This window comes from Pseudonocardia sp. EV170527-09, from assembly GCF_008369905.1.
In the GTDB taxonomy this organism is placed as follows: Bacteria; Actinomycetota; Actinomycetes; order Mycobacteriales; family Pseudonocardiaceae; genus Pseudonocardia.
Window position 1 is genome coordinate 1 of the sequence record NZ_VRMC01000062.1, and the last position, 12896, is coordinate 12896.

The 12896-nt window shown below is 74.5% G+C and carries 10 protein-coding genes; 6 read left to right on the forward strand and 4 right to left on the reverse strand.

The genetic code is table 11. From position 1 onward, the window contains the following. Positions 1–131: 131 nt before the first annotated feature. Positions 132–932 carry a DUF4245 domain-containing protein gene (locus tag FVA95_RS18745; RefSeq protein ID WP_149665353.1) on the reverse strand — a complete coding sequence of 267 codons (801 nt, stop codon included), beginning with the start codon at positions 930–932 and terminating at the stop codon, positions 132–134. A gap of 217 nt (positions 933–1149) precedes the next feature. On the opposite strand from FVA95_RS18745, the gene glpX reads away from it, so the two are divergent. The 4 genes from glpX (at position 1150) to FVA95_RS18765 (ending at position 6559) form a co-directional block, all read left to right on the forward strand. Then, a complete protein-coding gene (glpX, locus tag FVA95_RS18750) occupies positions 1150–2136 on the forward strand; it encodes a class II fructose-bisphosphatase (protein ID WP_193564382.1) in 987 nt (328 codons plus the stop codon). 54 nt (positions 2137–2190) lie between these two features. Then, positions 2191–3591: an aspartate ammonia-lyase gene (locus FVA95_RS18755; protein WP_149665355.1), complete on the forward strand. Its 1401-nt coding sequence runs from the start codon at positions 2191–2193 to the stop codon at positions 3589–3591. Positions 3592–3727: 136 nt separating this feature from the next. Then, entirely contained in the window at positions 3728–4984 is a 1257-nt protein-coding gene (locus FVA95_RS18760; RefSeq protein WP_149665356.1) for an EAL domain-containing protein, read from the forward strand. A 45-nt stretch (positions 4985–5029) separates the two neighbouring features. After that, positions 5030–6559, forward strand: a complete 1530-nt coding sequence (locus FVA95_RS18765; protein WP_149665357.1) for an ATP-dependent DNA ligase — start codon at positions 5030–5032, stop codon at positions 6557–6559. Here FVA95_RS18765 and FVA95_RS18770 read toward each other — a convergent pair. Further along, positions 6490–7266 (reverse strand): UTRA domain-containing protein, encoded by a 777-nt coding sequence (locus tag FVA95_RS18770; RefSeq protein ID WP_161992356.1) that lies wholly within the window; start codon positions 7264–7266, stop codon positions 6490–6492. The genes FVA95_RS18765 and FVA95_RS18770 overlap by 70 nt on opposite strands. Before the next feature lie 90 nt (positions 7267–7356). On the opposite strand from FVA95_RS18770, the gene FVA95_RS18775 reads away from it, so the two are divergent. Both FVA95_RS18775 and FVA95_RS18780 read left to right on the forward strand, forming a co-directional pair. Next, complete coding sequence (locus tag FVA95_RS18775; protein WP_149665359.1) at positions 7357–8802, forward strand: GuaB1 family IMP dehydrogenase-related protein; 1446 nt, start codon at positions 7357–7359, stop codon at positions 8800–8802. A gap of 43 nt (positions 8803–8845) precedes the next feature. After that, entirely contained in the window at positions 8846–9670 is an 825-nt protein-coding gene (locus FVA95_RS18780) for a class II aldolase/adducin family protein (RefSeq protein WP_149665360.1), read from the forward strand. Positions 9671–9721: 51 nt separating this feature from the next. Here FVA95_RS18780 and FVA95_RS18785 read toward each other — a convergent pair whose 3' ends face one another. Both FVA95_RS18785 and FVA95_RS18790 read right to left on the reverse strand, forming a co-directional pair. Further along, on the reverse strand, positions 9722–11002 hold the full coding sequence (locus FVA95_RS18785) for a PhoH family protein (RefSeq protein WP_043278933.1): 1281 nt from the start codon (positions 11000–11002) through the stop codon (positions 9722–9724). A gap of 454 nt (positions 11003–11456) precedes the next feature. Further along, positions 11457–12710, reverse strand: coding sequence for a DUF885 domain-containing protein (locus FVA95_RS18790; protein WP_149665361.1), 1254 nt, complete (start codon positions 12708–12710; stop codon positions 11457–11459). Between the last annotated feature and the right edge of the window lie 186 nt (positions 12711–12896).

The following is a 12896-nucleotide window of genomic DNA, read 5'->3' on the forward strand; positions in this document are numbered from 1 at the left end:
CAGCCGTGTGCGCCGCCGGAACCCCTGTGGACAACTCCCCGCAATGTGGACAACCACGTCCCACAGGGGTTCCGGCGGCGCACACGGGATCGGATCCCGTGTGGGACGTCGGAACCCCTGTGGGAGCAGCGTCAGGAACCGGGCGGGAAGACTCGGGCGGTGGTGAGGGCTTCGGCGAGGGTTCGGAACTGGTCCTCCGACGCCGAGCCGGTCACCAGGACGCGGACCTCGGGACGGCCGGGCAGCGTCGCGATCCGGAAGGGCTCGCCGCCCTCGGCGCCGTAGACCTCCCAGGTCAGGCCGCCCGCCTGCACGGTCCCGCGCATCGTCGGGGGGCCGTCGCCGCGGCCCGCGGAGCCGGACTCGGTGGCGAGGACGCCCTCGACCGAGCCGTCGGTCTGGACCAGGCTCAGGAAGTCCGCGTCGGGGGTGACGAAGCCGATGCGCACGGCGGTGCCGCCGCCCTCGACCGGGCCACGGTCGGTGGAGTTGGCCCGGAACGGCACGTCCGGCAGCCGCAGCGGGAAGGTCGAGCCGCGGGCGTACTCGGCGATCCGGGCCGGGGCATCGACGGTGGGCGCCGACGCGGCGTCCTCGGCCGGACTGCCGGGCGAGAACGAGCACGACCCGCCGACCGAGAAGATCAGCAGCGCGACCGGGACGAGGATCAGGCAGGCCCAGATCAGGTCGCGCACCGACGCGTCGCCGCGGCCGGGCTTGTGCATCGCCTGCGGCCCGGCCTCCGGGATCCGGCGGGTCACCGGCGGCGGCTGCGGCCGTCCGGCCCGGGCCGCTGCCGGGGCCGGGTCCGCAGCCGTCGGGGCCGGGCCCGCAGGCGGGGAGACCGCCGTGGCCGGGTCCGGGGCAGCCGGGGATCCGCCGGGCTCCGAGGGCTCCGAGGACGGCGTTCCCGGGTCAGGTCGTGCGCTCACGTGTCCATCGTCCCAGGCATGGCGTCGGTCGCTCATCACTGCTCCCCCGGCGCCCCACGTGCGAGGATCGCCGGGCGCCTCCCCGTACGCCGGTCACCACCCGGGCGAGGGGACGTCGCCGACGAGCACGCCGCCCGTGAATGGAGACGTATCCGTGAGCCAGTCCGCCAGCCCCGCCGCCCCCCGCCGTCGTGAGGCGCCCGACCGCAACCTGGCGATGGAGCTGGTCCGGGTCACCGAGGCCGCCGCCATGGCCGCGGGCCGCTGGGTCGGCAAGGGCGACAAGAACGGTGGCGACGGCGCCGCCGTCGACGCCATGCGCCAGCTCATCTCGTCGGTGTCGATGCGCGGTGTCGTCGTCATCGGCGAGGGCGAGAAGGACGAGGCCCCGATGCTGTTCAACGGCGAGGAGGTCGGGAACGGCGAGGGCCCGTTCTGCGACGTCGCCGTCGACCCGATCGACGGCACCACGCTGATGGCCAAGGGCATGCCGAACGCGCTCGCGGTGCTCGCCGTCGCCGAGCGCGACGCGATGTTCGACCCGTCCGCGGTGTTCTACATGGAGAAGATCGCGGTCGGCCCGGACTCGGCCGACGTCATCGACATCACCGCACCGGTCGCGGAGAACATCCGCCGGGTCGCGCGGGCCAAGGAGACCGACGTCGCCGACGTGACGGTCTGCGTGCTCGACCGCCCGCGGCACGAGCAGATCGTCGCCGAGATCCGCGAGGCCGGCGCCCGGATCTCCTTCATCTCCGACGGCGACGTCGCCGGTGCCATCGCCGCGGCACGTCCCAACTCGGGCGTGGACATGCTCTACGGCGTCGGCGGCACCCCGGAGGGGATCATCACCGCGGCCGCGCTCAAGTGCATGGGTGGCGAGATCCAGGGCCGCTTGTGGCCCACCGACGACGCCGAGCGGGAGAAGGCCCTCGCCGCGGGCCACGACCTCGACAAGGTCCTGACCACCGCCGAGCTCGTGCGCGGCGAGAACGTCTTCTTCTGCGCCACCGGCATCACCGACGGTCCGCTGCTCCGCGGCGTCCACTACCGGGCCGGCGGCGCGACCACCCAGTCCATCGTGATGCGGTCCAAGTCCGGCACGGTGCGGCTGATCGACGGCTACCACCGCCTCACCAAGCTGCGCGAGTTCTCCTCCGTCGACTTCGACGGCGTCGAGGGCGAGGCCCCGCCGCTGCCGTGAGGTTAGGCTCACTTAACACTGCGGGACGGGTCGCGGAGGAGTAGACCTTCGCCCATGAGCGAGGACTTCCGCATCGAGCACGACACCATGGGCGAGGTCCGGGTCCCCGCCGACGCGCTGTGGCGGGCCCAGACCCAGCGCGCGGTGGAGAACTTCCCGATCTCCGGTCGTGGCCTGGAGCGCGCCCAGATCCGCGCGCTCGGCCTGGTCAAGGCGGCCGCGGCCCGGGTGAACGGCGAGCTGGGCGTACTGGACGACGACCGGGCCCGCGCGATCGCCGCGGCCGCCGACGAGGTGGCCGCGGGCGGGCACGACGACCACTTCCCGGTCGACGTCTTCCAGACGGGCTCCGGCACGTCGTCGAACATGAACGCCAACGAGGTGATCGCCTCGCTGGCCGCCCGCGCCGGCACGGACGTGCACCCGAACGACCACGTCAACGCCTCGCAATCGTCGAACGACGTCTTCCCGACGACCATCCACCTCGCCGCCACCGAGGCGCTGGCGACCGAGGTCGTCCCGGCGCTGGAGCACCTCGAGGCCGCGTTGCGCCGCCGCGCCGCGGACTGGTCGGAGGTCGTCAAGGCCGGCCGCACCCACCTGATGGACGCCGTCCCGATCACCCTCGGTCAGGAGGCGGGCGGCTGGGCCAGCCAGGCCGGCTACGGCGCCGACCGCGTCCGCGACGCACTGCCCCGCCTCGCCGTCCTGCCGATCGGCGGGACCGCGGTCGGCACCGGACTGAACGCGCCGGACGGGTTCGGCGCCGCAGTCGTCGCGAAGCTGCGCGAGACCACCGGTCTGGAGCAGCTCGCCGAGGCCACCGACCACATCGAGGCCCAGGGCTCGCGCGACGGCCTGGTCGAGGCCTCCGGCGCGCTGCGCACCGTCGCCGTGTCGCTCTACAAGATCGCCAACGACCTGCGCTGGCTGTCGTCCGGACCGCGGACCGGACTGGCCGAGATCCACCTGCCGGACCTGCAGCCGGGCAGCTCGATCATGCCGGGCAAGGTCAACCCGGTGATCTGCGAGGCCACGATGATGGTCTGCGCCCAGGTCATGGGCAACGACGCGTGTGTCGGCTTCTCCGGCAGCCAGGGCAACCTGGAGCTGAACGTGATGATGCCGGTGATGGCGCGCAACGTGCTGGAGTCCGCGCGACTGATCGCGAACGTGGCGCGGCTGCTCGCCGACAAGGTCGTCGACGGGATGGAGGCCGACCTCGAGCGCACCCGCGAGTACGCCGAGTCCTCGCCGTCGATCGTCACCCCGCTCAACTCGAAGATCGGCTACGAGGAGGCGGCGGCCATCGCGAAGCAGGCGCTGAAGGAGCGCCGGACCATCCGCGAGGTCGTGATCGAGCGCGGGCACGTGGCGAACGGGACGCTCACCGAGACCGAGCTGGACCGCGCCCTGGACGTGCTGGCGATGACCCGCGGCGAGAAGCGCTCCTGACTCCGGCTGCGCCCGGTCACCGGCCGGGCGCACCGGGTCAGTCCACCCGCTGTTCATCCCTGGTCCCCGTTCGGTCCACATCGACGTGACACTGTGTGAGCATCAGTCGATCCATTTCACTCGAACGGACCGCACCATGGCCGACCAGCGCTTCGCGTACGTCCCCGTGCACGATCTGCGCACCGGCCGCGTCGCCGGGGTCGAGGTGGTGCCGCGCCGGCAGCACGACGCGGTGGCCGTCGTGGCCCGTGACCGCGGCTGGGACGCCCGCCGGATCGCCGAGCTCGACGCGGGTACCGCGGTCTCGGCGGTCGCGTCGGCCCGCGCGCACGGCGGCACGATCCCGATCCAGGTCGACGTCGCCGCGGACACCGTCCTGCACGCGCGGGAGCGGCTGCGCGGGATGCTCGGCGACGCCACCGACCCGGTGGCCCCGCTGCTGGAGGTGGGGCCACCGATCGCCGCCGCGGCGCCGGCCGAGCACCTCGTCCCGGCACTGGCCGAGCTGCGGCGGTGGGGATTCCGGATCGGGCTCGACGGGGCCGGGCGCGCGTTCGGGCCCGAGGTGGTGGCCGCCGTCCGACCGGACGTGGTGAAGCTGGAGCCCGACCTCTGCGGCGGGGTGCTCGACGCGGGCACGGGGGCCGCCGTCCGCGCGGTGCTCGAGGTGTCCCGCACGGCCGGGGCACCGGTCGCCGCGACCGGGGTCCACGACGCGGGACGGCTGGTCGGACTGTTCGTGACCGGCGTCGCCCTCGCCCAGGGCCCGCTGCTGGGCGGGGCGCGCGCCGTCCCCGAGGCCGACCCGGCCACCCGTGCGGAGCTGCTCGGCCTGCTGAGCGCGGTGCCGCAGCCGTTCACGCCCCGGTCCGCACCGCCCGGGGTCACACCGACCGGGGTCACACCGTCGGTCCCCGAGCGCCCCGCGACGCCCCGGCCGGCCGGTCCCCCGGTGCGCGGGCTCGCCGTACCGGCCGTGACCCTGCCCGACGACGCCGTCGGCGACACTGCCCGCGAGGTGCTGCGCGCCCGCCCCGAGTCGGCCGGGATCGTCCTGGTCGACCGGGCGCACCGGCCGGTCGGCTACCTCGACCGCAGCCGTGTCCTGCTCCAGCTGGCGGGCAGGTTCGGCCACGCGCTGTGGGCCGAGAAGCCGGCGGCCGAGCTGGCGGACCCGCCGCGGACCGTCGACGAGCGGACCCCGCTGCACCGCGCGATGGAGATCGGTCTGGCCGGCGACCCGGCCCGCGGCTACGACGACCTGGTCGTCGTCGCACCGGACGGCACCTGCCGCGGGGTCGTCCCGGTCGCCGAGCTGTGGCGCCGCGCGATCCTGCCGCCCGCGGGCGGCCCGCGTCCCACCCCGGCACCGCAGGTCGTGCACACCGCCTGACCCGACGACGCGCGGGGTGTCGGGGGTCGCTGCTTCACTGGCCCGGTGCTGTTCACCGACGTCGTCACCACCTCGGCCGCGGTCGGGGCGACCCGCGCGCGGAAGGAGAAGACCGCCGCACTCGCCGGGCTGCTGCGCGTCGCCACGCCGGCCGAGATCGTGCCGGTCGTCGCGTGGCTGTCCGGAGTGCCCCGGCAGGGCCGGATCGGCACCGGCTGGCGGACCCTGTCGGGCGTCGACGTGCCGGCCGCGGCGGGGCCGTCGCTGACGGTGGAGCGGGTCGACGTCCTCCTCGACGAGCTGGCCGGCACCGCCGGGGCGGGCTCGGCGGCCCGGCGCCGTGAGCTGCTCACCGAGCTGTACGGCGCCGCCACCGTCGAGGAGCAGCGGTTCCTGCACCGCCTGCTCACCGGCGAGCTGCGCCAGGGCGCGCTGGAGGGGCTGATGGTCGACGCCGTCGCCGCCGCGGCCGAGGTGCCGGCGGCGTCGGTGCGGCGGGCGTTCATGCTGTCCGGGCGGCTCCCCGAGACGGCGGCGACCGCGCTGACCGGCGGCGAGGAGGCACTCGCCGGGGTGGCTCTGGAGGTGGGCAGACCGGTCCGGCCGATGCTCGCCTCCCCCGGTGACTCGCTCGACGCCGCGCTGGCCGGGCTCGGCGCCGATGTGACCGTCGAGCACAAGCTGGACGGCGCCCGCATCCAGGTGCACCGCCACGGCGACGAGGTGCGGGTGTGGACGAGGACGCTGCGCGAGATCACCGCTCGCGTGCCCGAGATGGTGGATCTGGTCCGTGGGCTGCCGTGTGACACCGCGGTGCTCGACGGCGAGACCCTCGCCCTCGACGACGACGGCCGCCCCCGCCCGTTCCAGGACACGATGAGCCGGTTCGGGACCGAGGAGTCCGGCGGCGAGGTGATGCTGTCGCCGTTCTTCTTCGACCTGCTCCACCTCGACGGTCGCGATCTCGTCGACGAGCCCACCGAGGTCCGGCTGGACGCGCTCGCCGGGCTGCTGGCCGCCGACGTCCATGCCGCGCTGCGGATGCCGGGGGTACGGCGGCCGTCACCGGCACAGGCGGCCGCGGTTCTCGAAGAGGCGCTGACGGCGGGGCACGAGGGCGTCGTCGTGAAGGACCTGGCCGCGCCGTACGCGGCCGGTCGGCGCGGCAAGGCCTGGCAGAAGGTCAAGCCGGTGCACACCCTGGACCTGGTGGTGCTGGGCGCCGAGTGGGGCTACGGGCGGCGCACCGGGTCGCTGTCGAACATCCATCTCGGCGCCCGCGACCCGGACGGCGGGGAGCCGGTGATGGTCGGCAAGACGTTCAAGGGCATGACCGACGAGCTGCTGGCCTGGCAGACCGCGACCTTCCCGGACTACGAGACGTCCCGGGAGCCGGGGGTGGTGCACCTGCGCCCGGAGCTGGTCGTGGAGATCGCGCTCGACGGCGCGCAGCGCAGCACCCGCTACCCCGGCGGTGTGGCGCTGCGCTTCGCCCGGGTGCTGCGCTACCGGCCGGACAAGACCCCGGCCGAGGCCGACTCCCTCGACACGGTGCGGGCGCTGCTGTCCGACTGAGCCGACCCGGCGCCGTCGCGGGCCGCGGTCACCGTCCTGGTCGGGTCGGCACGCAGCACACTGACGGCGAGGACGCGACCGTCGCCGCCGGTCAGGGTGCGTTCGGCTCCGAGCAGCGGGGCACCGGCGGCGACGCCGAGCAGCGACGCGGAGTCCGGGTCGGCGGGCACCGGGCCGGAGCGGGTGTCCGCCCACACCGGGTGCAATCCTGCCTCGGTCAGCTGCTGGTCGAAGGGACCGGTCCCGGGCACCGCGAGCAGCCGCGCCGCGGCCGTGGTCGTCACGTAGTGGGTCTCCAGCACCGCGCCGCCACCGGCCGTCGCCGAGACGCACTCGGTGCGCAGGCACGGCGCCCCGACCGGCACACCGAGCCACTCGGCGAGCACGTCGGGCGCGGCGATCCCGGTGCGCTCCAGCCAGCGCGGGAGGCGGGTGCCCGTGCCCGTGACGGCGGCCCGTCCGGGGTAGTGCGGGCGGGCGACGATCCGGTACCCGGTCGGCCCCGGCCGCAGCAGCCCCTCCTCGCCCAGCAGACCCAGGGCGGCCCGGACGACGGCGCGCGGCACGGCGTGGCGCACCATCAGCTCGTCCTCGCCGGGCAGCAGCCCCCCGGGGCGCCCGCCCCCGGCCACCGCGATGCGCAGGAGGTCACGGAGCCGGCGCACGTCTGCGGCACGCACACGAGGGTTCGGCGACGGCACCGGCATGTACCCGACGTTAGGCACACGGGGTTGCCCGGCGGTTCCCCTCACATGACGGACGCGTGACAACGCCCCGAGGCGTAGCATCCCGATATCGTGCGCTTCCTCGACGACCGCCGGCCCGAGCACGACCTGACCTACGACGACGTCTTCCTCGTCCCACGCCGTTCCACCGTGACGTCCCGTTTCGACGTGGACCTCACCGCCCCGGACCGTTCCGGGGCCACGGTGCCGGTGGTGGCGGCGAACATGACCGCCGTCGCCGGACGCCGGATGGCCGAGACGCTCGCCCGGCGCGGCGCGCTGACCGTGCTCCCGCAGGACGTGGCGACCGATGCCGTCGCCGAGATCGTGTCCTGGATCAAGTCCCGGCACCCGGTGTGGGACACCCCGCTGGTGCTGCGCACCTCCGACGCGGTCGCCGACGCGCTGAACCTGCTGCCCAAGCGGGCCCACGACGCCGTCGTGGTCGTCGACGACGGCGGCCGCCCGGTCGGCACCGTGTCCGAGGCGCACTGCGCCGGGGTGGACCGCTTCACCCGCCTCGCCGACGTCCTCGACGCGGACCCGCTGGCGCTGCCGCTGGGCACCGAGCCGCGCGAGGTGTTCGAGCAGCTCGACACCCGCCGCAAGGCCGTCGCACTCGGCCTCGACGGCGACGGCCGCCTCGCCGGCCTGCTCACCCCGCTCGGCGCGATCCGCGCCGGGATCTACTCCCCCGCCCTCGACGGCGCCGGCCGGCTGCGCACCGCGGCCGCGATCGGCATCAACGGCGACGTCGCGGTGAAGGCGAAGGCCCTGCTCGACGCCGGGGTGGACGTCCTCGTCGTCGACACCGCGCACGGCCACCAGGAGAAGATGGCCGACGCGCTCGGCGCGGTCCGCCGTGTGGTCGACGAGGCCGGGGCCACGGTCCCGGTCGCCGCCGGCAACGTGGTCACCGCCGAGGGTGTCGCCGACCTGGTCGAGGCGGGCGCCGACATCGTCAAGGTCGGCGTCGGCCCCGGTGCGATGTGCACGACCCGGATGATGACCGGCGTCGGGCGCCCGCAGTTCTCCGCGGTCGCCGAGTGCGCCGCCGCGGCCCGCGAGCGCGGCGCCGTGATCTGGGCCGACGGCGGGGTGCGCCACCCGCGCGACGTCGCACTCGCCCTGGCCGCCGGCGCGGCGTCGGTGATGATCGGCTCCTGGCTCGCGGGCACCTACGAGTCCCCCGGAGACCTGCTGCGCGACGAGCACGGCCGCGCGTACAAGGAGTCGTTCGGGATGGCGTCCAAGCGCGCGGTCAGCGCACGCACCCGCAGCGACAACGCGTTCGACCGGGCCCGCAAGGCGCTGTTCGAGGAGGGCATCTCGTCCTCGCGTCAGCGGCTGGACCCGGACCGCCCCGGCGTGGAGGACGTGCTCGACGAGATCTGCTCGGGCGTCCGCTCCGCGTGCACCTACGCCGGTGCCCGCTCGGTCGACGAGCTGCACGAGCGCTCCGTCGTCGGGGTGCAGACCACCGCCGGGTTCACCGAGGGCACGCCGCACGGCCTCTGAACCACCCCTTGACCCGGCGCGTGATCCGGCGCACGGTCGGGTCATGACCGCCCCCACGCAGGACACCACCACCAGCAGCTCCGGTACCGCCGCCCTCGGCGGCGGCGGTACCGGCGGTCTGCCCGTCCCACCGACGTTCGCCACCTCCGCCGAGGAACGCCTGCACCGCAAGCAGCAGCTCGCCGGGGCGTTCCGGATCTTCGGCCGTTTCGGCTTCGGCGAGGGCGTCGCCGGGCACATCACCGTGCGCGACCCGGAGGACCCGGAGATGTTCTGGGTCAACCCGTTCGGCATGAGCTTCCGGCACATCCGGGTCTCGGACCTGATCATGGTCGACCACCACGGCACGGTCCGGCACGGGAACCGCCCGGTGAACCAGGCCGGGTTCGTCATCCACTCGGCCGCCCACGAGGCGCACCCGCACGTCGTCGCGGCCGCGCACGCCCACTCGGTGTACGGCAAGGCGTGGTCGTCGCTGGGCCGGCCGCTGGACCCCATCACCCAGGACGCCTGCGCCCTCTACGAGAACCACGGCGTCGTCCACGAGGGTGCCGGCGCGGTCGTGCTCGACCCGGAGGCGGGCCGGGCCCTGGCCCGCGGCCTGACCGGCCGGCGGATGGTCTTCCACCAGAACCACGGGATCTTCTCCGTCGGCGAGACGGTCGCCGAGGCCGCCTGGTGGTTCATCTCGACCGAGCGCAACTGCCAGGCGCAGCTGCTGGCCGAGGCCGCGGGGACGCCGACACTCGTCGACCACGCCAACGCGCGGTTCACCGCCGAGCAGACCGGCACGCCGTACGCCGGCTGGTTCTCCTACCAGCCGCTGTGGGACGAGGTCGTCCGTACCGACCCGGACCTGTTCGACTGAGACACACCACGGCCCCCGTCGGCGACCGCCGACGGGGGCCGTGTGCCGTCGTCAGGAGTTGGGTCCCTCCAGCATCTCGGTGACCAGCGCGGCGATCGGCGAGCGCTCGCTGCGGGTCAGCGTGACGTGCGCGAACAGCGGGTGGCCCTTCAGCTTCTCGATGACGGCGTTGACGCCGTCGTGCCGTCCGACGCGGAGGTTGTCGCGCTGCGCGACGTCGTGGGTGAGCACGACGCGCGACGCCGTCCCGAGCCGCGACAGCACCGTGAGCAGCACGTTGCGCTCCAGCGACTGCGCCTCGTCGACGATCACGAACGTGTCGTGCAGCGACCGGCCGCGGATGTGGGTCAGCGGCAGGACCTCCAGCAGGCCGCGGGCGATGACCTCGTCGATGACGTCCTGGCTGACCATCGCCCCCAGGGTGTCGAAGACCGCCTGCGCCCAGGGCTGCATCTTCTCGACCTCGCTGCCCGGGAGGTAGCCGAGGTCCTGCCCGCCGACGGCGTAGAGCGGCCGGAAGACCACGATCTTGCGGTGCTGCCGTCGCTCCAGCACCGCCTCCAGGCCCGCGCACAACGCGAGCGCCGACTTGCCCGTCCCGGCGCGTCCGCCGAGGGACACGATCCCGACCTCGTTGTCCAGCAGCAGGTCCAGCGCGATCCGCTGCTCGGCGGAACGGCCGTGCAGCCCGAACGCCTCCCGGTCCCCGCGCACCAGCTTGACCCGCTTGTCCGCGGTGACCCGCCCGAGCGCGTTCGACGCCCCGATCAGCCGCAACCCCGTGTTGCAGGGCAGGTCGCGGGCCTCGTCGTGGTCGATGACGCCGTCGCGGAACAGCGCGTCGACGTCCTCGGCGGTCACCTCCAGGTCGGTCATGCCGGTCCAGCCCGAGAACAGCACGTCCTGGCCGTGGTACTCGTCGGCGTCCAGACCGACCGCGGCGGCCTTGACCCGCAACGGCATGTCCTTGGTGACCAGCGTGACGTCCGGCGGCACGGACGGGTCCGCCTTCAGGTTCAGCGCGCAGGCCAGGATCCGCGAGTCGTTGGAGTCGGTGCGGAACCCGGCCGGCAGGACCGTGGGGTCGGAGTGGTTCAGCTCGACGTGCAACGTGCCGCCGGACTCGCCGATCGGCACGGGTGCGTCGAGACGGCCGTACCTGACGCGCAGCTCGTCGAGCTGGCGCAGCGCGGTCCGGGCGAACCAGCCCAGTTCGGGGTGGTGACGCTTGGCCTCCAGCTCACTGATGACGACGAGCGGCAGGACGACCTGGTGCTCGTCGAAGCGCTGCAGCGACCAGGGGTCGGACAGCAGCACGGACGTGTCGAGCACGTAGCAGCGGGTGGTACCTGCCGGTGCGTCCCCGACGGACCCCTGCGGTGCGGGGGTCGGGTCGGTGAGGGCGGGACGACGATCGGTCACGGGTGCTCCCTCGCAGGCGCGGCACCGCACCTGCTCTGCGTCGGGCCGGCCGGCCCTGGTGCGGGCCGCGACGACGCGGAGGGACCATGGCGGTCCTCCGGCCGGCACGCCCGCGAGGGCCGGGTGCCGGCCCTCTCGGGTGCGTGTGACACCACTCCAGGGCCTCCCGAACGGGCCGCATCGGGTACAGCCCGTCGACATGGACGCTACTAGTGGTCACCCTCGTGCGGTCAATAGCAACGCTCCGTCGGATCGCGACGTTGACCCCTGATGGAACAGTCGTAACGTGCCGTTCATCGTGTGATCGGTACCGTCCGGCGTCGAGTCGGGTACAGACACCTCGTTCGGCTGCGAGCCGTTCGGCTCAGTCGGAGACCGGCGTACGGAGCAACCCGACCGCTGCCGGAGGTGGTCCGACGCGATCCGGGCCGCGTCCGGTGCCACCGTCGGTGACCAGATCCGACGGCAGGACCGGGGTGTCGAGCAGGGCCGCCAGCGCGGCGGCGGGACCGTCCGGGGCCGCGGCGAGCCGGGCGCGCACGAGCGGGCCGCCCTCGGCGTAGGTGACCGGGTAGGTGCGCCACTGGGGATGGTCGAGGAAGTCGAGCATCCGCCGCGCCCGGTCGTCGTCGACCAGCAGCCATCGGGACAGGTGGGCGAGCACCGCGTCGGGGCCGGCGCCGTCGACGTGGCGCATGAGCGTGGCGTCGAGCCGGACCCGGCCGAGCAGGTCCAGCTCCCGTTCGATCCGCTCCGCGGCCGGGCCGTCGAGGTGCACGCCGACGCCCGCGAGGACGCGTTCGGCGACCAGGCCCCAGCCGGGGCCGGGCACCACGTCGACGGCGGCCTCCGCCGCGCCCTCCGCGACGAGCCCCTGTGGGCTGTGGACCAGTCGCAGCGCCAGCTCCGGGTGCCGCGCCGACGCGATCTCGGCCCGGCAGTACTGCAGGTGGTGGCCGGGATAGACCTCGTGGGCGAGCAACGGCAGCAGCGACCCGGCGCGCACCCGGCCGGTCGTCGCGACCGAGATCCGGCTGTGCAGCCCGCCGCGGTAGCGGGTGAACGCCGTCCAGGGACGGGCGCCGACGAGGCCGACGTCGGCACGCTCGTCGGCCGGGAGCCCCAACGCGTTGCGCGTGCGGCCGCGCAGCTCCGCGACGGCGGCGGCGACCGCGTCGGCCAGCCGCTCGGCGGGGACGACGTCGGCGGCTCGGTGGTCCTGCATCCGGGCGGCCAGCGGACCGCGCCCGGGCAGCGCCCCCGCCAGCCTGCGGTGCGCCTCGTACAGCTCGTCCGGCTCGCTGCGACGCGGGACGACCCCGAACAGGTCGCGGACCTGCTCGAGGTAGCCGATGTCGTCGCCGGCGAGCAGCCGGGCCCGGCACCGCAGCGCGACCAGCAGCGCCTCCAGGTACCGGCGACGGCCGGCCGGGAGTTCCGCGGCCGCGACCTCCGCACGCAGCCGCCCGGCCGTGACGACCAGGGCCGCCGGGTCCTGGAGCGGCTCCGCGGCCACCCGCCGGGCGATCGACGGGTACAGCGGCGGCCCGTCCAGCACCCCCGGCCGCAGCCGGTCCAGCCGCGACGCGAGCTCCGCCGTCGCGTGCAGCAGATCCACCCCCGGAGCGTAGGCGGCCCGGAACCGAACGACCGCGAGGGCTGCCGGTGACGCGTCCGTTCGGACGTATCCGGCCACGCAGGGTGCACGATCCGCGGACGGCGACGGCTCGGACGCGCGGGGGCAGAACAACCTATTTGGGGAGTATCGGAACCGTCAGTGAAAGTGTAGCTCGATAGGGTCACG

What these genes read in the sequence shown, in the direction of transcription:
- FVA95_RS18780 (WP_149665360.1), top strand. Translation starts at nt 8,846, where the DNA reads ATGACCGCCCCCACGCAGGACACCACCACCAGCAGCTCCGGTACCGCC.
- glpX (WP_193564382.1), top strand. Translation starts at nt 1,150, where the DNA reads ATGGAGCTGGTCCGGGTCACCGAGGCCGCCGCCATGGCCGCGGGCCGC.
- FVA95_RS18760 (WP_149665356.1), top strand. Translation starts at nt 3,728, where the DNA reads ATGGCCGACCAGCGCTTCGCGTACGTCCCCGTGCACGATCTGCGCACC.
- FVA95_RS18755 (WP_149665355.1), top strand. Translation starts at nt 2,191, where the DNA reads ATGAGCGAGGACTTCCGCATCGAGCACGACACCATGGGCGAGGTCCGG.
- FVA95_RS18770 (WP_161992356.1), bottom strand. Translation starts at nt 7,266, where the DNA reads ATGCCGGTGCCGTCGCCGAACCCTCGTGTGCGTGCCGCAGACGTGCGC.